This window comes from Parafrankia elaeagni (assembly GCF_000374165.1).
GTDB classification, from domain to species: Bacteria; Actinomycetota; Actinomycetes; order Frankiales; family Frankiaceae; genus Parafrankia; species Parafrankia elaeagni.
Map to the genome: position 1 here is coordinate 26,554 of NZ_KB893743.1, position 24,962 is coordinate 51,515.

Annotated in this window: 22 protein-coding genes and 2 pseudogenes; 8 read left to right on the forward strand and 16 right to left on the reverse strand. The window is 68.7% G+C overall.

Annotation, left to right across the window (positions count from 1 at the left end):
- Positions 1–277 precede the first annotated feature (277 nt).
- The 5 genes from B207_RS37095 (at position 278) to B207_RS37110 (ending at position 6,386) form a co-directional block, all read left to right on the forward strand.
- Positions 278–1,261 carry a helicase-related protein gene (locus tag B207_RS37095; protein ID WP_084692262.1) on the forward strand — a complete coding sequence of 328 codons (984 nt, stop codon included), beginning with the start codon at positions 278–280 and terminating at the stop codon, positions 1,259–1,261.
- A 309-nt stretch (positions 1,262–1,570) separates the two neighbouring features.
- A complete protein-coding gene (locus tag B207_RS40005) occupies positions 1,571–2,323 on the forward strand; it encodes a hypothetical protein (protein WP_026311314.1) in 753 nt (250 codons plus the stop codon).
- A 231-nt stretch (positions 2,324–2,554) separates the two neighbouring features.
- Positions 2,555–4,333 (forward strand): DEAD/DEAH box helicase, encoded by a 1,779-nt coding sequence (locus B207_RS34900; RefSeq protein ID WP_018638776.1) that lies wholly within the window; start codon positions 2,555–2,557, stop codon positions 4,331–4,333.
- Between the two features lie 281 nt (positions 4,334–4,614).
- Positions 4,615–5,760: a helix-turn-helix domain-containing protein gene (locus B207_RS37105; RefSeq protein ID WP_084692259.1), complete on the forward strand. Its 1,146-nt coding sequence runs from the start codon at positions 4,615–4,617 to the stop codon at positions 5,758–5,760.
- Positions 5,761–5,903: 143 nt separating this feature from the next.
- Positions 5,904–6,386, forward strand: coding sequence for a hypothetical protein (locus tag B207_RS37110; protein WP_018638780.1), 483 nt, complete (start codon positions 5,904–5,906; stop codon positions 6,384–6,386).
- Between the two features lie 268 nt (positions 6,387–6,654).
- Here B207_RS37110 and B207_RS37115 read toward each other — a convergent pair whose 3' ends face one another.
- The 3 genes from B207_RS37115 to B207_RS0122110 all read right to left on the reverse strand — a co-directional run bounded on the left by B207_RS37115 (position 6,655) and on the right by B207_RS0122110 (position 10,721).
- Complete coding sequence (locus tag B207_RS37115; RefSeq protein ID WP_230205164.1) at positions 6,655–8,340, reverse strand: serine/threonine-protein kinase; 1,686 nt, start codon at positions 8,338–8,340, stop codon at positions 6,655–6,657.
- 427 nt (positions 8,341–8,767) lie between these two features.
- Positions 8,768–9,484, reverse strand: coding sequence for a hypothetical protein (locus B207_RS0122105; RefSeq protein WP_018638785.1), 717 nt, complete (start codon positions 9,482–9,484; stop codon positions 8,768–8,770).
- A gap of 397 nt (positions 9,485–9,881) precedes the next feature.
- Positions 9,882–10,721, reverse strand: a complete 840-nt coding sequence (locus tag B207_RS0122110) for an IS5 family transposase (RefSeq protein WP_018638786.1) — start codon at positions 10,719–10,721, stop codon at positions 9,882–9,884.
- 349 nt (positions 10,722–11,070) lie between these two features.
- Between B207_RS0122110 and B207_RS34920 the strand changes: the two genes are divergently transcribed.
- Both B207_RS34920 and B207_RS0122120 read left to right on the forward strand, forming a co-directional pair.
- Positions 11,071–11,547: a DUF6624 domain-containing protein gene (locus B207_RS34920; RefSeq protein ID WP_154675535.1), complete on the forward strand. Its 477-nt coding sequence runs from the start codon at positions 11,071–11,073 to the stop codon at positions 11,545–11,547.
- A gap of 173 nt (positions 11,548–11,720) precedes the next feature.
- Positions 11,721–12,332 (forward strand): hypothetical protein, encoded by a 612-nt coding sequence (locus tag B207_RS0122120; RefSeq protein ID WP_018638788.1) that lies wholly within the window; start codon positions 11,721–11,723, stop codon positions 12,330–12,332.
- A gap of 181 nt (positions 12,333–12,513) precedes the next feature.
- On the opposite strand, the gene B207_RS37120 is transcribed toward B207_RS0122120, so the two are convergent.
- The 13 genes and pseudogenes from B207_RS37120 to B207_RS40010 form a co-directional block, all read right to left on the reverse strand.
- The gene (locus tag B207_RS37120) at positions 12,514–13,788 is read right to left on the reverse strand and encodes a hypothetical protein (protein WP_154675536.1); all 1,275 of its coding nucleotides are present in this window, start codon (positions 13,786–13,788) and stop codon (positions 12,514–12,516) included.
- Between the two features lie 81 nt (positions 13,789–13,869).
- On the reverse strand, positions 13,870–15,846 hold the full coding sequence (locus B207_RS0122130) for an nSTAND3 domain-containing NTPase (RefSeq protein ID WP_154675537.1): 1,977 nt from the start codon (positions 15,844–15,846) through the stop codon (positions 13,870–13,872).
- Positions 15,843–16,577, reverse strand: a complete 735-nt coding sequence (locus B207_RS0122135) for a TIR domain-containing protein (RefSeq protein WP_018638791.1) — start codon at positions 16,575–16,577, stop codon at positions 15,843–15,845. The genes B207_RS0122130 and B207_RS0122135 overlap by 4 nt, the downstream gene beginning before the upstream one ends.
- A gap of 10 nt (positions 16,578–16,587) precedes the next feature.
- Positions 16,588–17,547: a hypothetical protein gene (locus tag B207_RS0122140; RefSeq protein ID WP_018638792.1), complete on the reverse strand. Its 960-nt coding sequence runs from the start codon at positions 17,545–17,547 to the stop codon at positions 16,588–16,590.
- Between the two features lie 210 nt (positions 17,548–17,757).
- Positions 17,758–18,033, reverse strand: a pseudogene (locus tag B207_RS42965) (helix-turn-helix domain-containing protein); the annotation flags it as partial.
- A 314-nt stretch (positions 18,034–18,347) separates the two neighbouring features.
- Positions 18,348–18,704, reverse strand: coding sequence for a hypothetical protein (locus B207_RS0122145; protein ID WP_018638793.1), 357 nt, complete (start codon positions 18,702–18,704; stop codon positions 18,348–18,350).
- Between the two features lie 937 nt (positions 18,705–19,641).
- A complete protein-coding gene (locus B207_RS37125; RefSeq protein WP_154675538.1) occupies positions 19,642–20,520 on the reverse strand; it encodes a DUF7662 domain-containing protein in 879 nt (292 codons plus the stop codon).
- 347 nt (positions 20,521–20,867) lie between these two features.
- Positions 20,868–21,392 carry an excalibur calcium-binding domain-containing protein gene (locus B207_RS0122155; RefSeq protein WP_018638795.1) on the reverse strand — a complete coding sequence of 175 codons (525 nt, stop codon included), beginning with the start codon at positions 21,390–21,392 and terminating at the stop codon, positions 20,868–20,870.
- 87 nt (positions 21,393–21,479) lie between these two features.
- Complete coding sequence (locus tag B207_RS0122160) at positions 21,480–22,352, reverse strand: PASTA domain-containing protein (RefSeq protein WP_018638796.1); 873 nt, start codon at positions 22,350–22,352, stop codon at positions 21,480–21,482.
- Positions 22,353–22,477: 125 nt separating this feature from the next.
- On the reverse strand, positions 22,478–22,612 hold the full coding sequence (locus B207_RS38730) for a DUF4333 domain-containing protein (RefSeq protein ID WP_268258216.1): 135 nt from the start codon (positions 22,610–22,612) through the stop codon (positions 22,478–22,480).
- 18 nt (positions 22,613–22,630) lie between these two features.
- Positions 22,631–22,858 carry a hypothetical protein gene (locus B207_RS37130; RefSeq protein ID WP_018638798.1) on the reverse strand — a complete coding sequence of 76 codons (228 nt, stop codon included), beginning with the start codon at positions 22,856–22,858 and terminating at the stop codon, positions 22,631–22,633.
- On the reverse strand, positions 22,843–23,364 hold the full coding sequence (locus B207_RS0122175) for a hypothetical protein (RefSeq protein WP_230205165.1): 522 nt from the start codon (positions 23,362–23,364) through the stop codon (positions 22,843–22,845). Before B207_RS0122175 ends, B207_RS37130 begins: the two co-directional genes overlap by 16 nt.
- A 599-nt stretch (positions 23,365–23,963) precedes the next feature.
- The gene (locus B207_RS40010) at positions 23,964–24,647 is read right to left on the reverse strand and encodes a type IIL restriction-modification enzyme MmeI (RefSeq protein ID WP_154675539.1); all 684 of its coding nucleotides are present in this window, start codon (positions 24,645–24,647) and stop codon (positions 23,964–23,966) included.
- 144 nt (positions 24,648–24,791) lie between these two features.
- On the opposite strand from B207_RS40010, the pseudogene B207_RS0122185 reads away from it, so the two are divergent.
- A pseudogene (locus B207_RS0122185) lies at positions 24,792–24,962 on the forward strand (ISAzo13 family transposase); the annotation flags it as partial.

The window sequence follows — 24,962 nt, forward strand, 5'->3', positions numbered from 1 at the left end:
CGGCGCGCTCCCCCGGGCCGGGTCGCCGCGTACACCGCGGCGACGGTGCGCTCACCGAGCCCGGCCGCCGCGACCTGGTCCGCCAGCGCCCGCCAGACATCCGCCGCGATTTCGAGACGGCGCTGGACCAGCTGGGCCTGCAGATCGTGGGCCCGCAGGCAGAATCGCAGCCAGTCATGCGCATCGCGCTCCGGCTGGAAGCTCCCGCCCTGCGATCGCGGCCCGGACCCGCGAGGAGCTCCAGGCGGAGATCTCGACGCTGGATCACCTGGTGGGCATGGCCCGCCGCGTCCGGTCGGCAGACACCGACCGCAAGTGGTCGGAGCTGCGGACGATCCTGCGGGACGACCTGCGCACCCGGGACGAGTCCGGCCAGCTCGGCAAGATCATCCTTTTCACCGAGCACCGGGACACGCAGACCTACCTGGTCGAGCGGATCACCACACTGCTCGGCGACACGGCCGCGGTGGAGTTCATCCACGGTGGGCTTTCCCGTGAGCGCCGCCTCGCGGCCCAGCGGCGTTTCACCTCCGATCCGCGGGCCCGCGTCCTCGTCGCCACGGACGCCGCCGGTGAGGGTGTGAACCTCCAGGTGGCACATCTGATGGTCAACTACGACCTGCCGTGGAACCCGAACCGGATCGAGCAGCGGTTCGGCCGCATCCACCGCATCGGGCAGGGCGAGGTGTGCCACCTGTGGAACCCGGTGGCCACCGACACCCGTGAGGGTGACGTGTTCCACCGGCTGCTGGAGAAGATCGAACAGCAGCACGAGGCCTACTCCGGGAAGGTCTTCGACGTCCTCGGTCAGGCGTTCGCCGACCGGCCGCTGCGGGACCTGCTCATCGAGGCGATCCGGTACGGCGACAGCCCGGACGTCCGAGGCAGGCTGCACGAGATCATCGACGCGGCGGTCGGCACCGGGCTCGTGGAGCTGCTCGACGAGCGGGCCCTGCACACGGACGTCCTGGCCGCCGCGCAGGTCGACGGGCTGCGGCGCCGGCACGGGCTGGCGCCGGCGGACGCGGGACACCCGTACCGCGCACACCGGTCAGGATGCTGGCGTGTCTCCCGTCCGGCGGGTCGTGCATCCCGGCTACCGGCGGATCACCTTCGGTACCGGGCCCGCCGGCCGCTCCGCACGATCCGAAGGCACTGCACGGTCCGAAGGCACTGTGCGGCAGGGCTCCGCGGAGCTGCTCGAACCGTCGCATCCGCTCGTCGAGGCGGTCGCCGACGGGGTCCTGCGCCGGGCCCGTGACGTGCTGCGGGGCGGAACCGTGTTCGTCGACCCGACAGATCCGGGCGGCGTCCCGCGGCTGCTCGCGATCGTCAGCGCCGAGGTCCGGGACGGTCATCAGCCGGCCGGCGTGGTGTCGCGCCGGATGACGGTGGTGGAGCTGCGCCCGGACGGCACGGCGTCGGTCCGGGAACCCGCGCCGTACCTGCGCTACCTGGAACTGCACGACCCCCCACGGACGTGGGGACGGCCCCGGGCACGGGCACGGGCACGGGCACGGGCACGGGTGCGTATGCGTATGCGTATGCGTATGCGTATGCGGTGGGACCGGTGGACGCCGTGCGCGCCGCGGCGCTCGCCGCCCCCGGCCGGGATGCCGCGCCCTGGCTGCGTGAACCGCCGGCGGACGTGGTGCGGACCTGGGCGTTCGACCATCTCCTGCCCGCTCACCTGGACGAGGTCCGGGCGCGGGTGCAGGCACCCGCGGAGCGGGCAGGGCGGCTCGTCGCCGACCGGTTGGGGGCCGAGATCGAGAAGTGGCAGGCCTGGCGGGCCGATGATCCGGGCCCGGCGGGGCGGAGAGGCACGACGCGGGCGACCGGCGACGCGGTGACACCCGCCTCCCCCGACCGCACGTCCCGTGAGCGCCCTTCCCGTGAGGGCCGCATCAGCGCGGCGACCGCGCGGCAGCGTGCGGAGGCGCTGGAATACCGGTTGAACCGCCGGCTCGCGGACATCGAGGCGGATCTGCATCTCGACCAGCCCGAGCCGGTCGTGGAAGCGGTGGGCCTCGTCGTCCCCGCAGGTCTCGCGACCCGCGCCGGTGTACGCCTTCCCGGGCCACCCGCACCGGCCGCGTCGGCGTCCAGGCCCCGTCCCTGGACGCCGCCCCCCGCGCCGTCGAGGCGGGCAGGGCGCGGATCCGCGGGGAGGTCGAACAGCGGTTCGTGGCACTGCGCGGTCAGATGGTCCGGCGCGACCTGGCGACCATGCCGCTGGCCCGGCTGCGGGAGGTCACCGGCGAGCGGGTCCGCCTGGGGCCGTTGGAGGGCGCCGGGTTCCGCACCGTGCTGGACGTCCTGAACACGTTCGACACGGGGCCTGCTCCGGCCCCGCGCATCACCGGTCTCGGGGAACGGTCGATCACGCAGATCGTCGCCGCCGCCCGTCAGCTCTCCGCCGCCACCGAGGACAGCATCCGGTTCCACATCGAGCTCGACCCGGCCAACCCCTACAGCACCGGCCTGCTCGTCGCGCTGCATCGGCTCGACCGCGTCCGAACGCACCCTCGCCCAGGTACACGCCGGCGAGACGGTGGCCACCCTGGCCGAGGAACTACCCGGCCTGGCCCGGGCAGCCGCACCGGCCCGCGGATGGCTACGGCACACGTTCGCCAGCCCGTCCGCGCGCGAGCAGGCGGTCGGGGCGGTCACCCGCCTCGACGAGCTGCTCGGGCAGGCGACCGGGACCGGCCTGATCACGTTCGGTGGACCGGACGAGATCACCGGCCCGCTGCGCTCCGCGGGCGAGCTGGTGGACGCACCGGTCGAACCGGCGGCCGTGTGGGCGGACTTCGAGCGACGGGCCCCCGAGTACTACGGCCTGCTCAGCCAGATCGTCGACCTCGGGCTGGACGTCGCCGCCGCCGAGGGTGGCCTGCCGGCCGAGATCGCCGAGCGGGTGCGGGCCCAGCAGCTCGACGAGTCGTACCGCCGGGTCTCGCTGCGCGGCTACCAGGCGTTCGGCGCGCGGTTCGCACTCGTCCAACGACGGGTGATCATCGGCGACGAGATGGGGCTGGGCAAGACGATCCAGGCCATCGCCGCGCTGGCGCACCTGCGGACGCTCGGCGCCACCCACTTCCTCGTGGTCGCGCCGGCCGCCGTCCTGGTCAACCGGCTGCGGGAGGTCGAGGCCCGCAGCCTGCTCACCGCCCGCCGCCTGCACGGGCCGGAACGCGCCGGTGAGCTGCGCCGCTGGACGCGCGACGGCGGTGTCGCGGTGACCACCTTCGACGTCGCGAGGTCCCTGGCGGTCCCGGCCGACGTCGAGATCGGGATGCTGGTCGTCGACGAGGCGCACTACATCAAGAACCCACAGACCCTGCGCTCGCAGGCCGTCCGCGGGCTCGCCGACCGGGCCGGGCGGGTGCTGTTCCTCACCGGAACCCCAATGGAGAACCGGGTGGAGGAGTTCCGCGCCCTCGTCGGCTACCTGCAACCGGATCTGACGACCGACCCGGGCACCGGACCGCTGCGGATGGCCTCCGAGGCGTTCCGACGCGCGGTCGCCCCGGCCTACCTGCGCCGCAACATCGACGACGTGCTCTCCGAACTGCCCGAACTGATCGAGGTCGAGGAAGCCGAGGACTTCGGCCCGGCCGAGGAGCAGGCCTACCGCCAGGCCGTGTTGGCCGGCAACTTCATGGCCATGCGCCGCGCCGCCTACCCGGCCCCGGCCGCCCCCGGCAACTCTGGCACCCCTGGCACCCCCGGCGGTCCTGGCGGGCAGGTCGGCAAGCTGCGGCGACTGCTCGACATCGTCGCCGAGGCGGCGTCCAACCGGCGCAAGGTGGTCGTTTTCTCCTACTTCCTGGACGTCCTCACGGTGGTGGAGCAGGCGCTCCGGGCCGAGCTGGGTGGCGTGGTGACGGTCGTCGGCCCCCTCGACGGCGGCACGCCGGCCACCGCGCGGCAACGCCTCGTCGACGAGTTCAGCTCCGTCACCGGCCCGGCGGTGCTGGTCAGCCAGATCGCGGCCGGCGGCACCGGCCTGAACATGCAGGCGGCGTCCGTGGTGATCCTGTGTGAGCCGCAGGTGAAACCCACCCTGGAGCAGCAGGCGATCGCCCGGTGCCACCGGATGGGCCAGGTCCGCGGCGTACAGGTGCACCGCCTCGTCAGCACCGTCGGGGTGGACCAGCGCCTGCGCGAGATCCTCGCCGAGAAGCGGCGGACGTTCGACGCCTTCGCCCGCCGCAGCGCCGTCGCCGAGGGCACCCCCGACGCCGTGGACGTGTCCGAACAGGAACTGGCCCGCCAGATCGTCGACGCCGAACAGCTCCGCATCGCCACCGAAGCCGCCACCACCTGAACCCGCCCGCGTGCACCCGCCCATCAGTGGGGCCGGACGCGCGGCCCCCGCCGACGGCGTTCACCGCGTACACGCAGACACGCTCCGGCGGGGCCGGCATACCACGAACGTCTCGCGTCCTACCAGCGCGAACCCGGAGCCCGCGAGCTCCTCGCCCGCATCGGCCTCCGGCACGCGAAACAGCATGCGATGGCGCTACGCACCTCGTCGCATAACCCCTCCGCCCTTTGATCGAGTGGTAGACAGTTGCGATTTCGGCAACCTACGACTACGTTGAGGCGGTGGATCCTGAGACTCTTGCTGTCCGGGTGCGGGAGGCCATCCAACGATCGGGCCTGACCCAGCGGGCCGTGGCGAACGCGGCGGGTCTTGATCCGACTGCCCTGTCGAAGGTACTTGCCGGCCGGCGGCGACTGAGTTCGCTGGAGCTGGCGCTCGTCGCCGAGGTGACGGGGGTCCCGGTCGACGAGATCCTCGCCGCCGACGACCGCGAGGATGTTCGGATCGCCGCCCGGGTACAGCCTGCCGCAAATCCGGCTGTGACCGAGGCTATGCGCCGGGTGGACGAGCTCCTGGAGATCGACGGGCTGTTGTCCGATGTGGGGCTGCCGGCGCCGCCGAGCCGTTTTCCGATTTCCGTTCCAGATTCTTCCGGTCGCTGGGTCGATCAGGCCGGCGCGCTCGCTGCCGAGGTGCGTGGTCTGGCTGGGATCGGCGATGGGCCGATCGAGAGTCTGGCCGACTTCTGTGAACAGCGGCTGGGCGTCGACGTCGCCGTGGAGAAGCTGCCGCCAGGGTTGGACGGGCTGAGCATCAGCCGTGGCAACTACCGCCTGGCTCTGGTGAGCAGTGCCACTCCGGCGACGCGGCAGCGCTACACCCTCGCTCATGAGCTCGGGCACATAGCTTTCAGCGACATTCACGGCATACGGCTGGACGAAGACCTTTTCGGCCCGGAGCGGAGTGTGGAGGAGCGCCGCGCCAACAGCTTCGCCGCGGCGTTTCTCATGCCGGTGCCGGCGTTGCGCAGGGCGCTCGGGCCGGTGGGCACGACCGAGGTCACGATCGGTGCGATGCTCGCCGAGTTCAAGGTCAGCCTGGATGCGCTCGCCTTCCGTCTCCACAATGTCGAGCTCGTGGATGCCCTCGGCCGGGACCGGGTCCGACAGATGTCGGCGCGGCGGCTTGAACTGCTGGCAGGCCACGCTGGGGAGTACCAGCGTCAGCTACGCAGCATCGGCGCGCGGCGGGTACCGAGCGGTCTGCTCCAGCGCGCGGTGGATGCGTACAACAACGGCTTGATCGGTGTGCGCGTACTCGCCCGGCTCATGTGTGTGCCGGAAGGTGCGCTCCTCAGACAGCTGAGTCCCCTCCCACCAATGACGGACGAGGAACTGGCCGACGACGACCCGACACTCGTCCTGTGATGTCGTCCGTGGGCCGCTTATAGACTGGTGGCGTGAATCCGCGCCTTGGAGATGCACCGGAGTCCGACAGGACTGGCCCTCCGGCACGTTCCCTGGTTCTCTTCGACGCCTGTTCGCTGCAGAATTTCTCCGTAGTCGGCGCTTTGCCGATTCTGGAGGCACGGTTCGGCGGTCGGGCCGGGTGGACAGAAGGCGTACGATACGAAATCCGCCGTGGCCTGCCGGCCGAGGCGAAGCTGCAGGATGTTCTCAACCTCGAAAACACCTGGCTGGGTCCGGCTCATCGGCTCGACCAGCCTGGCGACGACGAGGCGGTCGACCTCATCCGTCGCGGCCTGGGTGGCACCCGGTCCACTCCGCTCCAGCATCTCGGCGAAGCCGAGTCGATCCGTCTGCTGGAGCGCACGGCCGCCACCGCCCGGGTGTTCGTGACCGACGACGGCCCAGCCGCGGACTTCGCCCGGCACCGCCCCAGCCGCATCCGTGTCCTCGACGCGGCCGAGGTGCTCGCGGAGGCCCATGCCTTCGGCGAGATCGGGTGCCCGGCCGCCTACAACGTGGTCAAGGCGATGTGGCACTACCCGAGAGAGGTGCGCCTGCCCTCTCACCACCGGGAGGTCTGCTGATCCGGAAGGCAGATTGCGATGCCATTATCGCATCCGGGCATCGCCGCCGGATGGATCGTGTCACCGGCATGCTGCGCGGCAGCGCCTACCAGGGCTCGCCGGTGGCGACCGCGCCGCGCGAGGAGATAGCGGCCGTCAGCCGTGCCGCAGGCGACCCCGTCGCGATCGAGATCGAGGCGGGAGTGGAGTCCAGGGATGTGGCACACAGGCCGCGATCCTCCGGCGACCTGCCGGAGCGGTCCCCCATATTCGCTTGCGGGAGCGGCGCCTATCGCCCTCCGTCAATCACGGTGACGCAGTCCGGCTCGCAGAGGAAGCTGTGTCCCGGCCTCCCAGGGAAAAGAGCGTCGACGGTCATGATCTTCGGGTACGCCCGCAGGTACTTCTCGGTGATTCCGTGGCCGTCGATGACGTTTCCCGCCACTGCTCCGGCTCCCGCCCAGGTCTCAGTGTTGATCTTCCGCGGATCGCGATCGAACCACCTGGTCACGAAGTTGGACGCGAGGTCGTAGCATTCCCCTGGCCGACCATGACCACCGACCGAACACCAGTCGGCGAGCGACCACCACGCGCCCAGAAGCGGAGCATCGAATCCCAGTCCTTCGCTGCCGCCGTACATCACACCTTGAAGCCCCTGGATCTCCCACACCCAGGCCTTGTCATCTCCGTACATGGCATCCGTGAAAAGACGCACGCCTGGTTCCAGCCGATCAGCGGTGACCGGTGGGGCAATGGATGTGGGGCTGGGGCTGCCTGCCGCCGCCGGCACGGAAGCCCCCTCCTCACCGGCGCTCCCCGCTCCGGACGTCGTGCCCGGAGCGGTCGGGCTGATACTGGCCGTCGAACCGCCCGCTGTCGCTGACGACAGGCTCGCGCCGGAACCCTCTCCGCCGAGCACCTTCATCTGAGCGCCAGCAGCGAACGCGGACAGAAGCAGTGCCCCCGCGATCGCGCCCACGACTGGTCGACGGCGATGACCGGACAGAACCCGGAGCCGGCGTCGCCGCTCCGGCGGTACCACGTCGGCCGCAGCGGGAAATCCCCCGCCAGTATCGCCTGGTACAGCCGGGGGAACGTCAGCGTTCTTCGACCATTCCGCGGCGATTATCCTGGTGACCGCGTCCGACAGGAGCCGCGTGTCGGCCTCGTCGACGTTCACGCCGTCGTCCTCGGTGCCCACGAGGAGGCTCCGCACAAGCGATGGGCTGTCCGGTCGCCGGGCTGGATCCTTGGTCAGCGCCTGGAAGAGCAGAGGATGGAGGTCCGCGGGCACCCCTGCGAGATTCGGCGGATCGTGCCGGACCCGGAACAGAACCGCGTCGGTCGGCCCGTCCCCGAACGGGGAGCGTCCAGTGGCCGCATAGGCAACCGTGCACGCCCAGGAGAACACGTCCGTCGCCGGCCCGGTGCCATACCCACCCACCTGTTCGGGACTCATGTAGCCGGGGCTTCCGATGGCGGTACCGACCCGGGTCAACACCGTGACATCCGCCGCCTGCGCGATCCCGAAGTCGACGACCTTCGGACCGGTCGGTGTGAGCAGCACGTTGCCTGGTTTGAGGTCACGGTGGACCACGCCCGCTTCGTGGATCGCCATGAGCGCCTCGGCCAGCCCCACGGCCAGCGCTCGCACGAGCGTCGGGTTCATCGGGCCGTGGGTGCGCAGGTGCCGCGTCAGCGTCGGTCCCGAGAGAAACTCGGTGGCGAGATACGGAGGATCGCCGTCAGGATCAGCGGCTACCACTCGAGCCGTGCAGGCTCCATGGACGCGGCGCATCAGAGTGATCTCCCGGCGGAACCTGGCCCGGAACTCCTCGTCTTCCGCCAGTTCTGCGCGGATGACCTTCACCGCCACCCGCGCCCCGTCGTACGACCCCTCGTAGACGACGCCCATTCCCCCGGCACCGATCCGCCGGGTCAACTCACAGGGCCCCAGCCGACCCGGCAGATCCATTCCGCCCACTCCCCCTCTTCGAGGGGCGCTGACGGACATGTCGACCTGAGCCGTGGTCATCAGGACGATCGCGGCCACCCCCCGCTGACCGTCGGCCATCCTCGCAGATACCGGACCAGCGGCCTTCGGGGGGTGTTCGTCGCATTCGGCCGGCGACAGCGGCAGGCATCAGGTGGACAGCGTCGACGCATGGCGCGCGCCACAGCAAGTGCCCATCAAGGTTGCGCATCTGTGCTGACTGCCGCTGATACGGACACTCTCGAAGCCGCGTTTCTCCAGGGCCCGACTCCCCGCCGGACAGCACGGGACGGGGTCGCATCAGACGACGTCCGTAACGATCGTCAGGACCAACGGAAGACCGCAGGCCAGGCGCGCTGCTCATGGTCGCGGTTGGCCGTGGAGACGAGCAGCGCTGGATGTCCGTCGGCTAACTGACGCAGCCCCGGCCGTCACCGTCACTGTCCAGATCGAACGGGTCGGGCGGGGTGACGCGCAGCGGCCCGCGGACGTAGTTCGGGCCGTTTCCGCGCCCGCCCTCACAGTCGTAGTCACCGATGCCCGAGCGCAGGCAGACGTCGGGGTAGGACGGTTCGCATCCGGTGCGCGGATTGGCCGCGGGCTGCTGCGCGGGAGGTGCGGCGGGCGGCGGTGCCTGGGCCGCGGCGGGCGGTGCCTGGGCCGCAGCGGGCGGTGCGGCTGCTGCAGGTGGGTTCGCCGCCGGCGGCTGCCCGGCGGCAGCTGCCGGCGCCTGGACGGTCGGTTGCGCCGCCGGCCGCCCGGCGGCCGTGGTCGGTGGCGCCTGGGGCACGGGCGCCTGCGTGGTGGGTGGCGCCGTGGGCGTGACAGCGGTTGGTGTGGGCGTGGCCGTCCCACTCTGGGGCGGGGTTACCGTGACGAGCGGGCTGGGCCGTGCCGACGGCACAGATGCCGCGGCGACCGCGGCCGTTTCCTCCCCGTCGACTTCGTCCGAGGGCAGGAGCCCGCCACCCACCGCGAAGGCAACCAGTGCCGCCACCGTGACACCCGCGGCGGTACGGCGGTTGGTTATCCGAGCACGCAGGAACCGGCCGCGTATGAGCGCGATGACGCCCACCACCATGCAGACCAACGCACCGATGATCAGAAAACTGGCAAGTACGGTCACAGCTCGGCCCCCACGCGGCGATCGGGCTTCATGCTGAACGGGCGCGGCCCCAGGGCTCGCCATCCCTGACCGGACAACCGAGACAACATCATCAAGGCACGATCCCCCCGGATTCGTATTCGGTGACGGGGACGTACGTTAGCGCCCTGGCCTGGGGCTCCAACGCCAGGGTCCCGGCACATCCCTCGCGGGGATCCACTCGCCACTCCTCCATCAAGATCGATAGCGTGGTCGCGGTCAGGGTCGTGTACGAGGCCCGACCAGCCTCTCGCCGGTCCTCGGGAAAGGATGCTCAGCCTGGATGCACCGATCGGATTCCCGCGCTATTCCAGTCGATCCGTAACGGGATATAACTTTTAGTGGGTGTTCGATCCCGCGGGTTCCGTTTAATTCGGATTCATGTTCCTCGCCAGGTTGGGGTTGATTCGCCGGTGGCGCGGCGGGCCATGAGGTCGATCATCGCAAGGTGGATCGTGGCTTCGGAGTGGGTGGGGCGGGCTTCGTAGTCGCGGGCGAGGCGCCGGTAGGACATCAGCCAGCCAAAGGTTCGCTCCACAATCCAACGGTGTGGAAGGGGGATGAATCCCTTGGTCTTGGGGTCGCGGCGGACGGTTTTGATGTCGATGCCCAGTCTGGCGCCGTGTTCGATGACCGCGGTGCGGTAGGCGCTGTCAGCCCAGGCTTTGCGGATCGTGGGATGGGCGGTGGCGACGGTGGTCAGCAGTTGGATGCCGGCGGGGCCATCGGGTGTGCTGGCCGTGGTGACCAGGACCGTGAGTAGCAGTCCGAGGGTGTCGACGATGATGTTGCGTTTTCTGCCGACGATCTTCTTTCCGGGGTCTATGCCCTGTGTGGCAGTCGGAACGGTGGGGGCGGTCTTGACGCTCTGGGAGTCGATCACGCAGGCGGTGGGTTCGGGGTTGTGGCCTGCGGCGGTGCGGGCGTGGAGTCGTGTCCGCTCGACGAGTTCGTCGAGGACGCCGTCGTTGTGCCAGTGGGTGAAGTAGCCGTAGACGGTTTCCCAGGGCGGGTAGTCGTGGGGAAGGTAGCGCCAAGGGATACCAGTCCGGTCGACGTACAGGATGGCGTTGAGGATGCTACGTAGGTCATGCGCTGCGGGACGTCCGATACTCAGGCCTTTCTTGTGGCGTTCGGCGCGCCAGGCGGTCAACACAGGTTCGACCAGGTTCCATCGGGCATCGGACAGATTGCTTGGGTACGGTCGCTGCTCGGTCATGTTTCCGGCTTACCGCAGACTGCGGCTACCTGCCCGGATTGTCGTAAATTCGTCGCCGGCGATGGCCCCAGAACATCAGACAGCGGGATGAGACAGGATCCTTCGGTTCGAATTCGGCGTCATCATAGACGTCATATCGGGTAGAACGGACCAGACCTTGCACGGATTTATGTGAAGGGTGACCGGGCGTGGCCGCCAGACGGGAGATGGACCTGGCAATAGTCCTGAAGCGGGATCGAACACCCACTTAGTAGTTGTTTGTGGGTGTGGCTGGGTGGCTGGGTGGCCGTTCACGGTTCACAAACATCGGCGGACCGCAGCCGCCTCCCGCCTCACCCACCATGAGCCGATGAGGGAAGATCTTCGGGAGGAGCTGGCGCGGCGGGTGCAGGTCGACCAGCAGGTACGGCGCTCCTGGCTGGCGCATGCCACGGCCCCGCTCGGCAACCCCGCCCGCCGCGATGGCGTGGCCCAGGCCGCCGACCACGCCGAGCGTGAGGCCCTGGCTGATCGGATGCGGGCTGTCGACGAGAACAACACCGCATGGCTGCGGATGGTCATCGCCGAGCAGGGCTGGCCGGGTGAAAAACTGGTCGGGCCGGTCGGAGCGAGCCACGCCTGGCTGATCGCCCAGCACGCCGACCGGGACCCGACGTTCCAGGCGGAATGTCTGGAGCTGCTGCGAGCCGCGCTCGTGGCCGGAGATGCCTCCACAGGGCAGCTCGCCTACCTGACCGATCGGGTGCTGTGTGCCCGCGGCGAGCCGCAGATCTACGGGACCCAGTTCTGGACCGGACCTGACGGCTATGACTCCGCCGAACTCTAGATAGTGACCCATCCTCATGACGATCTGAAGGCGCAGCCGATGGCATGTGAGACGGAGCATCCGCTCACTCTGCGACAGAACCGTCACGGTAGGTACCGAAAGGATGATCCGGGAGGTAGATTGACAGGCCCGGTCCGCCGCGCGGGTGTCGTCCAGGAAGTTCATGTCGTGGGATGCAGGGGTATCCGAACGAAGGCCTGTCCGTGGTCTACATGTCCGCGATCGACATCACCTTCTCCGAAGATGTCGATTCCGTGACGGGCGGCGACGCCGGACCGCCACCCATCGCCGCCGCGCGCCTGCTCTCCGCCCGGCGACGTCTCGAGGAGGCGTTGGCGGCGGCGCTGGCCGAGCTTCTTCCCCTCTCCCGGCGGTTCACCGTCACCGTCGACGACCCGGACAACGCCGAACTGGCCCGCGCCCTGCGCTGGGTGGCGGACAGCCCGGTCACGCCGGACGAGGCCTCCGCCCAGCTGGGCGTCACCGTGCCGGAAGCGGATCTACCCGGCTGGGTCAGCGCCTGGCCCGTCCGCTCCCGCGACCCTCAGGGCGCCACGACCTTCTTCTTCGCCCACCCCGGGACACCCGCGGCCGAGCTCGCGGTCGACCTCGCCGACTGGCTGCAGACCACCCTGGCGGACGCCTGGATCTCCGACCCCGCACCACCCTGCCCCGGCCACCCCTACCCCATGCGCCCCGCCGTCCACAACGCCACACCCTGGTGGAAATGCCCCGCGGGCGGACCCGTCCGCCCCTGGCGGCAGGCTCGTCCCACGACCGGCTGACCACATCACCCAGCACCGCGGTACCCACCCAGCGCCCGGCCCGCGGGCCGGCGCCGGCAGGCCCGAGAGAGCGCACGCCGGGCGGTGGACTCCGACGCCTCGGCCCGCACGGCCAGCTTGGACATCGACGGGAACGTACCCGACCAGTCCGCGACGTTGAGGGAGGTAGTAGGCGACCGCCCTACCTGCGCCGGTCCCCCAGCGGCCCAGTGCCGCTGTCGTCGGCGGCCTGGTCGACTCCTGCCACCGGGTGCGCGTGCCCGTCAGCACCGCCGGCCGGATCCGCATCCACACGGCGGCCTCCATCCGAATCCTGGTCAGTAGGTGGAGAAGCGGACACGGGCCCCGCCGGGCTCGTTGGAGAGGCAGCGGAAGGCGTCGGTCGCACGATCCGCGCGAAGTCGTCCAACTGGTGGTCGCGGAAGACCTCGGCGATCTCGTCGGTGAGCAGCCGTCGCAGCCTCCGGTCCTTGTCCTGGTCCCGCCCCAGGCCTGCCGTGTCCAGCAGCCTCTCCAGGATGCCGGCAGCCGTCTCCGGCGGCATGTCCGGCGGTCCGGCGAGGATGACGTTCCCCAGATTGTCCGTGTCCCCCAAGTCGTCTGAGCCGCTCGGATCGGAGGCCGTCGGCCGCGCCGGGGAATGGTCGAGGCGGTGATACCAGTCCGGCAGGTCGCGGTTGTTCGCGGCGGCGGACAACCGGGCGAGCTTGTGCAGATCCCCGACGGCTGTGTCGACCTTGTGGTCGTTACGGGCAAGCCACCACACGACGGTGCTGCCGGTGTCCCTGAGTACGTCGTCCGCGAGGTGCTGACGCCTGCGCTGATCCGAGCGCCACTGCGCCTGCCAGATCTCCTCGTCCTTGCGCAGGTCCGCAAGTTTTCGCAGACGTTCCTGATCCTCGTGGTCGAGTGCGAGCTTGATGCCCTCGGCCATCACCATGAGGCTGCCGGAGCGATCAGGCTCCGGATAGCCAAGTGCTCCCCCCAGCTCCTGGGCCGCGAGCGCCACCTGAGCCGGCGAAATCTTCTCGGTCACCTGCCTGGCACGCTGCATGATCACCTCACACGCGGCGGCGGCCTGGTTGACGAGCGTGGTGACCCGATGCGGATCAGTCTGCGCCCAGCGTACGGTGGCCGAGAACTGGAAATAGTAGTCGCAGGTGTCACTCGGAACTCTGACGTCATCCAGACGGGTCTCGTTGATCGGCGCCATGGCCGGCATCGGTGCGGGCGGCGGGAAATGATCGCCCACATCCGCGAACCCGCGATGGCGACGAGCGGGTCTGCGCAGGAGAATCAGCCCGGTGACAGCAGCGGCCAGTACGAGCAGCACCACCAGCCGTCCCCAGGGCAGCCTGCTCCAGGGAAGGACAAGAACCAGGATCAGCCCTCCGGCGGCGCCGAGTAGGCCGAGAAAGTATTTACGGCCGAACAGCACAGCATTTCCCCCCTGCATTGAGGATTTTCCATCGTTGGCGTCGACCCGCGACGATCGCGGTCGACCGAGGTGCAACGAAACAGGCTCATCATCTGCGAGTCATTTCGATATGGGTCTACGCGCTGTACGGATCTTCCGCAGCAGCAGTGTTCTGATCTGGTCACGTGCCGAGGCCTCGGCGGCGGAGGCGTCCTCGGCCCAGGTACCGGCGACCTCGTACAGAGCCGAGAGAGCGTCGACCTGCCGGTGGCAACCGGCCACCAGCAGATCCAGGACCGTCTCGCGATGCTGCTCGTCCTTCGTCAACGCCAGCAGCCAACTGCGCAGGCGTCCAGCCCAGACAGCCGGCTCCGTGGTCAGCACACCGCCCCAGCAGAGAGCGAGATGCTCGCGCACCGCAGGCTCGTCCAGAAGTGGCTCGGCGAGACGGTCATGGGGGTACAGGAGGACCTCGGGCGCGGAAAGGTCCAGGAAGAGGCCGGTGTCCACAGCCCATCGCGCCCGGTCCGAGCCCATCACCGAGCCGAAGGTCTGCGCGAGCCGGTCGAACATCTGCCGCCGCAGGCCCGGGACCTGTTCGACGAGTCGCAGCAGCGCCGACCGCGGCTCTGTCAGGTCACGGTGGCGGCGGGTCAGATGGTGCAGCCGGACCAGAGCCTGATCGGGATATCGCTCCGAGATCACCTCGACGCACATCTCGACCAGAACGTGGGTGAGAGCGGCACTGAGCTTCGGCTCCGTCGACCAGTCGAGGATCTTTCTCCGGAACTGACCGGCGGCGGCCTCGTTTCGCAGTGCGCAGTCGAGAGCCCGTGACGCCGCGCACGCACTCTGCCCGTAAGGGGACATGGACCCGGCCGTCCATCTCCGCACCTTCTCCTGGAGTGTGGACAGGTCATCCGGGTGGCGGTTCTGCAGGCACTGCTCGGAAAAGCGGGTGACCAGCTGCATGAGCCCGTCCTGCGTCAGGACGGATGACTCGACCACTCGGTCGATCCAGCGGATCAGATAGGGCCGCAGATCGGGCCGATGGTTCCAGTAGTGCAGACGAACGGCCACGTCGAGGCCGAGCCGGGTGAAGTGGACCTGGCCGGACGCATCCTCGCCGGCATCGATGGTGTCGAGGCACGCCGCGAGATCGTTCCGCAACAGCAGCGGCGTCTCCGTCGGCGGGTGTTCCGTGACCTGCAACAGCATCTCGGCGGCCGCGTGCACATCGCGCAACGACCCCTCATGAACCATCGCGACCGTCAGCAGAAGCGCCCGTTCGAGACCACTGTCGACACCACCGTCGACCTCTCGCAGTATCTCCGCTACCCGAAGCGACTGATCGGCCACGGCAGCCTTGGCGCGTGCGTACCATTGGGCGGCGCCGCCGGTGGAGTCCCGGTCACGTGCGCGACAGACCAGCGCGGCGAGTTCCGCCACCCACCGCAGGGGAGGAACTCGCCCCGGAGCGGCGGCGAGGTCGGCATCGAGCTGGGCCTTCTCACCGAGATCAATCTGCGCCGTCCGCAGGTGCCTCAGCAGGACCTCGGTTGCGTCGGGCCGCTCGATCTCGACGAGGATCCGGTCGACGTCGCTGGGAACACGTGCCCGCTCCGGGAGAATCACCACCAGATACGCCCTGCGATCCTCCACGGTCGCACGGAGCGCCGGCAGCTCGCCGTTGATCCTGCGCCAGAGGACGTCATCCGCGGTAGTGAGGTCAAGCCACATCTGGTCACCGGCATCGATACGATCCGGTGGAATCGTCGGGCCGCCATCGTCGGTCTCCGGTGAAAGGGCATGGAGTGTGCCGGACGGCCTGGCGAGATCATGGAGAAGCATCCGCGCCGTTGTTTGTCGTCCACTGCCAGATTCTCCGCGCAGCAGCACGGTTCGATGGACCATCAGGACCCTGCGTGCCTCTCGGTAGCCAGGTGGCTGGACGAACCGGTCATATAGCCAGGTAAGGTCATCCTCGGGAATCCGGTGCGGGGTCCACGCATCTGCCCGGTTGTCCGCAGATCCGCCGTGGGTGAAGAGGTTGAGAACCCCGGCACCGCCGATGCTGATGTTCGTCTGATCGCTCATTCCTGCCCCGGTGCCTCCGGCGCGACGGAGAAGCGCTGGTTGATGTCGCCCGTGTGGGAACCCGCCGTGTAGTTGACGCCGTTTCCGGAGAACTGCGGCGAGTTGTTGTAGAAGTTCCCCGGCCCGACGTTCACCGCCCCACTCGTTCCCTTCACGACGGTTCCCCCGGCGTCACCGTCGGTGACGGTGACGCCGGACAGGACTGTGCCGTATGCCTCCCCGACCGAGTTCGTGGCCAGCTGCGGGACCGCCGAGTCCGCCCGGCTGGCGTCGGCGGCGCGCAGGGCCGGGACGAGTTCGCTCAGCTTGTCGCCGAGGGTGTTGAGGTCACGCCCGATGTTGTGCTCGTCCAGGCGGTAGGACTGGCTGGTGGCGAACCAGTCGAGTTCCGGAGGCAGGTCGGAGCTGCGCAGCCGGTCCACCTCATGGCCATCCATGACCGCGATGATGGTGTTGTTGTTGCGGTGCGCCTCGAGGAGCTCCCGCCGCACCCAGTCCTGCGGATCGCGCAACGCCTCGTGCTGCGCCCATTTCGGGCCGATCACGGCAATCAGAACCGCGCACCGCCGCGCGTTGACCAGCAGCTCCTCGGGCCACTGCGACCCGAGCGGGATCGACTTCGAAGCCCGGAAGATCCGCTCGCTTCCGAAACGGTGGGAGAGCTCCCGTTCGATCGTGATCGACGTCTTGTTACCGTCGCCGGTGCGGTAGTTGATGAAGACCTCGGGCATTGATGCCTCCTCAGGGGGTCACGACGGTCAGGGCCGCCGTGAGAATCGGCGCCAGTTCCTGGACTGACGCATTCTGGGGATGCCGCTTGAGGGTGCGCAACAGCTCCCGCAGGTCGGCGGCGATGGTCGCGGAACTCACCGCCAGTACGTCGGGGAGCACCCACCTGGCGAGCTCGCAGGCGTGTTCGATGTCGCCGGCCGTCGCATGGGCCCGCGCCTGGCGGGTGCCGTATCGGGCCCGGGTACGTGCCGCCTCCGCGGGGACCTGGCGCATCTGCGCGTCCAGCACATCAGCGGCCCGCGCCGGGCGTCCGAGGTCGAGGAGGCACCATCCGGTGATCATCCCGACGGAGTCGCTGAGGTTGGTGCTGCCGATGACGGGCACGCCTTCGTCGGGCACCGCGGCGGCGAGCAGCTCACGGGCCTGGTCCAGGCACCACATACAGGCGTCGTAGTCGCCGTTGATCGCGTGTCCCTGCGCTTCCCGCTGCACCGCCAGTCCGCGGATCCGCGGTGGCAGCGCGCCATCGCGCGCCTGCCGGGCAAGCGCCACGGTCTCGTCGCCCTCATCCCGGTAGAGAGTGACCAGTGCATGGCGAACCTTCGCGTAGGCAGCGAGCTGCCGGTCGCCTCCGGCGGCGGCCAACTCGACCGCCCGCTGCGTCCACCACAGGGCCGCGCTGTCGTCTCCGCGTTCCTGCATCAGCCAACCGACGTACTCCGCGTACCGCGAACCGAGACGGAGCAGCTCACGCCGCACGCGTGGAGCCGCATGGACGGACAGCTCCCGCAGGGTGTTGGTGTGCGCTATGAGGGCGGGGAGGACAACACCCGGACCGACCGACTGGCCGAGCCGGCGGTAGTTTTCGAACAACGTTTGGAAAACCGCCACCGTCGAGCTGTCCGCCAGGTCTGAGCCGGTCGCGGCGGTGCTCGGCGAACCGAGGCCGACAGCCATCGCGGAGGCCATTCCGGCTGCTACTATCTGCCGCCTTCCGATCGGCTGGAACCAACTCTCTCCCGCCGGGGAGAACTGCATGATCCAAACCTCCTCCTCGATACTGTCCCCGCCATCCACTTCCCGCATCAAGGACGGTGAAGAATCAGCGGTTGACAGCATTGCGAGCAGAACACCGCCGGTCCGCAACGCACCGTCGCACAGTTGCGCGAGCTCACGGTTCGGCGCTTTCGCACCCCGCTCGACCTTGCTGAGATGACCCTTGCTGTAGTGCACGGTTCTTGCCAACACACTGAGCGTGACACCCGCAGCCAGGCGTAGCTTCCGTAGTTCTCTCCCAAATGTCTGGCCGTCGCCGTGCACGTGGACCTCCGCCGCTGTCCGAACATCGCCAGTCCGATCAGCCGAGTGTCCCGCAGTCCGAGTGTGCCAGTTATCGGAACGAACGACATCGGCCGCGGCGCGTTTCCCGTTTCCTCTTGACGGCGACGCCAGCATGCAATGCTGCAGAGCAAACAAAGGCAGCTTGCTGGGAGGTGGCCGTTCCAGCGCGATCCTGACCGGCTACCCGGCCGGCAGCTCCTGTCGACTGCGGCGCGCCCGGCGGCGTCGACGGACCACACCCTTCGCCGCGAAGCGACTACCGGCGGGTGTGAGAGCGCCGCCGGTTGCTCCCCTCAGACCATGGTCTCCCGCCGGGCACGGCCGACGGCGGCCCGAACCTGTCGATGGCCTCTGGAGCGGCTACCCAGGCCTCGCACCGGCGGGTCCTCGGCCTCCGGAAGCTGCGACAGCAGCACAGCCGCGGCGCGTCAGGCCAGTGCGGTACCGATCCGGCCGCGTCTCGCCGCGGCGAGTGCGGCGCGGCAGGCGGCCGCCCCCGCCGCCGCGTCACCGACCGGTGCCGCCGGCATGCGCGGCGGTGTGTCGACCGGCGTGGATGGCGGGCGTACCGTGTGCAGACCCGACCAGATGTTCAGCCAGGCTGACCACCACCGGGCCGGATCGACCGCACGGTGCGCCCGATAGGCCGCTGCGACCATCGCCCCCACACCGGCACGTCTCAGTACGGCCCGCACTGCATCCACCTGCTCCGGCGTCAGGGCGAACGACGCCCGGAGCCCCCGGGCGACCAGCGCGTCGGCGAGGGCTCGCAGATCCTCGGGCACTGTCCGGCCTCGCCTTGACGGGCCGGCTGGCCGGCGCGGCTGCCGCGTACTCCCCCCGGGAGTACGCGAGGTAAATCTCTGGGAGATCGTCGGTCCTGGTGATCTGGCTGCCCGGTCCTCGCTCCGCCGGTAGGGTGCCGATCTCCGGCCCACCACCGATTCCGCGGGTGTTGGGGCCGCGACGGCTTCCGGTGCCGGTGCCGGTGGACGAACGATGCGGTACCGGTTCGACCGGCGCCCACCGCCAAGCTCGGTGACCAGAACGCCCTGCGCCTCCAGGCCACGGACCGCGCGACGGGCGGAGGACACCGACACTTCGGCCCGCGCCGCCAGCGTGATCATCGATGGGAACGCGCCCGACCAGTCCGACGCGTCGACATAGTGGGCTATCCCGACCAGCGTCGAACGCAGCACCCGCACCGACACCACCCGCCCGCTGACAACGGCCGGGACCAGCCGAACCGAGCTAACATAGGAGTACAGCCCGGCGACCGCTGAATGCTGTGGGATAGTGTGAGTCACGGTTCGGGCTCCTGGTGCTACAGGGTTCGGATTGAGGCCCCGTTCTGGTGCGCTAACACCGGGCGGGGCCACCCCATCAGGGGGATGATCTACGGTAACTCTCGAAACAGGCCTCCCTCACCGCGTTTGCTTCGCGACCACTACCGAGCCACATTCCCCGCAGGCGAATGACGCCGCCACCAGCAATCCACGCTCAATCATTCAACGCAAAGCGAACAGCGACCTATACGCCAGCTGGAGGCGGGGGGCAGACTTTCGAAGCTCCTGTTCTTCTGGAGTCACCGACTACCGCCGGACGGCGGCGTCAGGAAAGGCTGCCTCAGTCAGTGGCGTGGCCGGGGTACGGTACCCGCCCGCGCCGTGCCCGGCGCTCGCCTGGTGGCGGCGGAGCGGTCGCCACCGACCCGCGATCGGTTCAGGAACGCACCTCGCCGTGTTCGTCGACGAACAGGACCCCGATCGCGGCCCGGTCGAGACTCACGCGGGTGCGTTCGTGTAGCCGGCGGTAGGTCGGGACGTCGGGGAGGCCGATGGCCACCTCGTAGTGCGGGAACTCGCCGTGGGTGAGCATCGCCCGCAGGATCGCCTGCCCGTACCAGTGCCGGGCCTGCGTGCCGGGCTGGGTCGGCTTGACCTCGCCGGCTCGCGCCGGATCCGCATAGGTGCCCCTGGTGGGGAAGCCCTTCACCTCGACGGCCAGGGTCCGCCCGTCCCGGGCGGCCAGGATGTCGACACCGCGCTCCTTCGTCGCGGTCTCGGCGACCCGCCGGATCTCCCAGCCCTCCCGCACCAGGTGAGCGACGAGCATCCCCTGCACCGACGCCTCCGAGAACCCGCCGTCCAATGTGCCCACGCCTGGCGGGGCATCAATGGTCTGCCGCTCGGTTCCCGCAACAGCCCGTGTCCCGGCACTGGCCGGCCATTCCGCTTCGCCGACCGGCTCCGTCTTTGCTTCACCGACTGTCTCCGCCTTCGCCGCCGCTGTCCCGGCCGCGGCCGCTTCCGCCGCCTTGCGGGCAGCATGGGTGCCGCCGATCGTTCCCCGGGCGAAGACGACTCGGCCGGCGTCCGGATGCACCGACTCGACGTGCCAGCCGGCATCGCGCCAGGCCACCGCCTGCGTGTGCGAGTTGTTCGCCCACCAGTTGCGGAGCTGCCGCGCGGACGGCGGCAGCTCCCCCACCAGCTTCTCCACCGCCTCGAAGCTCAGCGCCTCGACGGTCACCTCGGCCGGAAGACCCGCCAGATGGTCCCGCAGCCCGTCGTACTTCCCCACGGTTCCCCCAACCGACATCCCGCTTCGCTTCTCCGACGAACCGTAGCGGTCACCGGCAGGCCACTGACGAGCGGAGGGCACACCGCCGCATGCACTGCTATTCCGGTGCAGCGGTGGGACGCACGGTCGGGCTGGTGCTCGCGCTGCTTCCCAGCAGGGAGACTCGGACGGGGACGGACCTTCGCCTCCCGTGTCGGGATTTCCCGCGGCGAGGCCGGCGGGTCGGGTGCCATGCACCTGGCCGCCGACCTCGACCGCCGGCTACGCATCCGCCATGGGCGGACTCGTCATCCACACCTGCCGTTCGAGCCTCGGTGCAGTTCCTGCGGCCGAGGTCTCGGCAAGGTGCCGCGCGCTGCGGCCGATCAGGATTCGCAGGCGACACCGTCATGATCACGATCGAGTTTCGTCGAATAGCCTGGCTGGCCCTCATAGAGCGGGGCCGCACCGGCGGCGCGGGCTTCGGTGCAGTTCGCGTAGGACACACTCTGTGCGCTGTCGGCCGGAGGCGGGGCGGCGGCCGGAGGCGGGGCGGCGGCCGGAGGCGGGGCGGCGGCAGCCTGCTGTGGGGCGACCGCCTGTGGGGCAGGTGCCGCCTGCGCGGCCGCAGCCTGCGGTGCTGCCGCCGCAGGAGCGGTCGCCGCCGGTGGCACGGTGGCGGCGACCACCGGCGGGGCCGTGGTGGCCAGCAGGCTGGTGGCCGACGGGGAAGTGCTCGGGGTCTCCGAGGATGTCACGCTGGCGCTGGGCGTGACCGACGCCCCGGCGCTCGTGGCGTCATCCGAGGAGCCCGATCCGCATCCGCTCAGCAGACCCGCGGAAAGAAACAGAGCCGCGACGGCGGCCCGCGAGCCGCCGGTCGGCAGCCCGCGCCGGTTAATGTTCTGCATGGTTCCCCCTTGGAACAGGTACACAAACGAAGATCCGAGATTTTCGGGTTCCCGGCCAGTTCTTTTCGTGGCCTGACCAGAAACCCCTCAGCACCACTTGCTCCTGCAGAAGCCTCCGCCCCTGCGACCACCTCCACCGCTGCTCCAGTTCCCATCACCCGGAACGTTGTAGTTCTCGTCGTTGCCGTCCAGGTCCGTCGGCCCGCCGCCGTAGGTTTCCGCCGACGAGGGCGGGGGAGGTGCCACGGGTTTCACCAGAATGGTGATCAGCCGACCCGGCCGAAGTGGTTGTCCGGCTTCGGGCAGGCTGCCGGCGGTGGTTCCGCCTGATGCGACCTTCAGCCGGTCACGCGGCCCCCACTCGGATTCGGGTTCGACCGAGGGGTCACCGGGAATGGAGCTGGCGGCGGCAGGGGCACGGTGAGCATCGAGTGCGTGCTCCGGCGCCGTTCCCTCGGCGTAACGGTACTCGAGAAGCTCCCGGATGTCAGGAAACGAATCGGAGGACTGGTAGATCTCCCCAGCTGGGAGCGCCGGCATCACAGGGTTGGCCTGGAACCATCTCCACTCCTGGTTGCGCAGGTAGAAGAGGAAGACCTCGTCGTTCTTGAGAATCCTGGTGCCGGCCGGCGGAACCGTCGCGGCGACCGTCCAGTTGTCCTGGTCGAAAACGCTCCGATCCCGCGGTGAGAGATCCTGTTCCGCATGGTTGGCCGGAGCGGCGGACCGGGCGTCCCGAAGGTTCATCCCCACCAGGTTCGGCATCAGTACGCTCTCCGGGCCCGCAGGCACTGTGGCCTGCCCGGCCAGCGCGGCGGCCGGCGCCTGACCCGAGGTTCCCTGGTCGCCGGTGTTGCCCGCGATCATCGCGATGACGAAGACGACGCCGATGCAGCCGCTCAGTCTCGGGTGGCGGGTGATCCAGGAGATGATTCGACGCCCGCGAGAGGAACCGTTCACGCGAGCAGCCCACAGAACACGATCACAAGATTTTCCTCCACATACAGCGGTTCACCGCTCCGCGCTCTTCCGGCTACCAGGTCAGTCGCAGGTGGGAATTCGGGCTCTGGCCCCCGACGAAGGGATCAGAGGGTCACCCAGGTGTAGCTGCCACTGTCGTCCTCCACCGTGATCAGCACGAAGGTTCGCTCGCCGCCGCCTTCGGCGACGCAACGGAACGTGGAGCCCGCGGACATCGGCGGGTCCACGGGGCAGGACACGGTGACGGAGACACCGGCCTAACGCCTGATCTCGGCGGCGATGTCCCGCTGCACCCGGTCCTGGTTGAACGCGGCGTTCGAGGTGAGGACGCTGCCGGTCAGGGGCTTGCTGACGACCAGCGCCAGGACCGTGAGCACCGCGCACAGGCCGAAGGCGGCCCAGGTCACCCACGGGGCCGGGCGGCGGCGAAGTGCCCGCCCGAGCAGATAGGCCCACGCCCCGCGCCGGGTCAGAAGGCGGGCCACTCGGCCAGGCTGGCCGACTGGAACAGGTTCGAGGTGTAGACGAGGTTGCCGTGGGCGACGTCGACGGTCAGGCAGCCCTGGAACCTCTCCCCCGCCCCGAGGGTCGCCGCGTTGAACGCCGGCTCACAGCCGAACGTCGGCTGCACCCGGGCGCCCTCCGGCGTGCGGACGAAGAAGTCGAACGGGTTGACGTCGAAACCGGCCCGCTGCGAGGTGACCGACACCATGAAGGTCGCGAACGACGGGCCGCTGGTCGGTGTACTGACGCCGCTGAAGAACGACGCGACCGGCTTCGGCTCGGCGACGCTGAGGGTCGCCGCGACCTCGCCGTCCTTGTGGATTTCCAGGACCTCCCCGTACTGGGCCTGCCGGGTACCCTCCGGCGCCGCGCCCTGCCCGGCCGCTCCGCCTCCGGCGGTGCCCTGCGCCGGCCCGGCGGTTGTCCCGGTCGAGGAGACCGACGTCTCCTCCAGACAGCCGGTCAGCCCGGCCACCCCAGCGAGCACGCAGGTGACTATAGAAAATCTTACCTTACCCATTTCCGAAACCCCCCGTAAAAACCGACGCCGGAACCACTCTTCGGCGGCATTGAAAGGCGCCGCTCACGACGCCTGGAAGTGGCGATCCGTGGGGTATGCGCAATATCGCGAGCATTTCCTCACGGTCGCCTCAATGGCCACCTTCCGCCGGACGTCGACCTGGACCATATCTCCGTTATACTTGTTTGACTTGTGGCCATATTTTGAAGCCGCCGCATAGCTCACCGCAGTTCGTACACGACGACGCGCTCCCACGCTTCGAGCGTCTTGGCAACGACGACTGGAGGGTATCTTCGAGGCGCTACGGCCGGCAGGTGCGGCGGTGATTCCCGCGGCCGTGATGGCGCCGACTCATCGTCCACTCGGAGCGTCGAAGATCACAAATTCGGCGTGATGGCGCGTTACAGCGAGACGCATGATTCCCCCCGAACCAGCTGTATCGAAGACTGTCCCGGTCTTCGGCGATAGAGTTCAGTCGACGGAAGCGAAGCATGTTCCCGGGATGCCTTCTGCCTATCCTGGCCGCCCGGTCCGAGCCCCTCTCCGACAGAGTCAAGCGGCACAAGCTATAGGTCGAAGAGCGCCGCACCCAGTGACTCCACAGTGGCGGACTCACCCCTGGGTCTTTTCTTTCCGATGCTCTTGTCGTGTAGCCCTAGAGCAACCTCCTCGTCGTACCGCTTGCGGTTAAGCTCGAGGAGCCGATCGAGCATCTCCTGTTGGGCCCCCGGCCCGATCGTGTAGCGCATGTATTTCCCGGCCACATGAAACCCGTGATCCAGTCCCCGCTCGATCATGTCATCCCAACCGTAGGCACGAAAGGTAGCTTCGTCGATTTGGCGATGAATCTCACGAAGTTCAGCAATATCGCGGTCTTTGCAAGACGAATCAAAAACGAGATTATAAATTTTAGTCAGTCCAAGCTGCCGGGCGAGTCTCACGTGCCGAGATGTGTCACCTAGAGTCGCACCAAGGCGACGCATCTCGTTTGAGAAATGCGGTACCGCGAGTGTATGAAAGACGTCAGTCTGCGAATAGCTGATATCTGCTTTCATGGTCGCACTTTGGCTCGACGCCCACCAGTAGTGAGGCGCACTAGAAAGAAGCGCCAACAATGCCGTCTCGTCAGAGACGAACACGACAATCTTCTGATCGAAGACTTGATCTGCCTCGACCATAACAGGAATTACGGTCCTGCTGACCTTAGCAAGTACGATAATCTTATCGACTTTACGGATCGCCTCGACCATCGACGGTCTCTTTTCGGCGTACTGCCACCAATAGGAACTGTAATGAAATAATTTGATTTTCTTGTTCGGTTCGTGATCGGCTTGTGTGATTGCCTGGATAGAGTCCGGGCTGTGGCGGTTGACCGGTCGGTGGAGTTCGCGGCGATGGCCGCACGGCTTGAGGTGCTGTTGCCTCGGTTGAACGAGCGGGACCGGCGGCTGGCGTTGGGGGCGGAGGCGCGTTCCTGGGGGTATGGGGGCATTGCCGCGGTCGCGCGGGCGACCGGCGTCGCGAAGGGAACGATCGCCAGGGGCCGTGCGGAGATCGACGCCGAC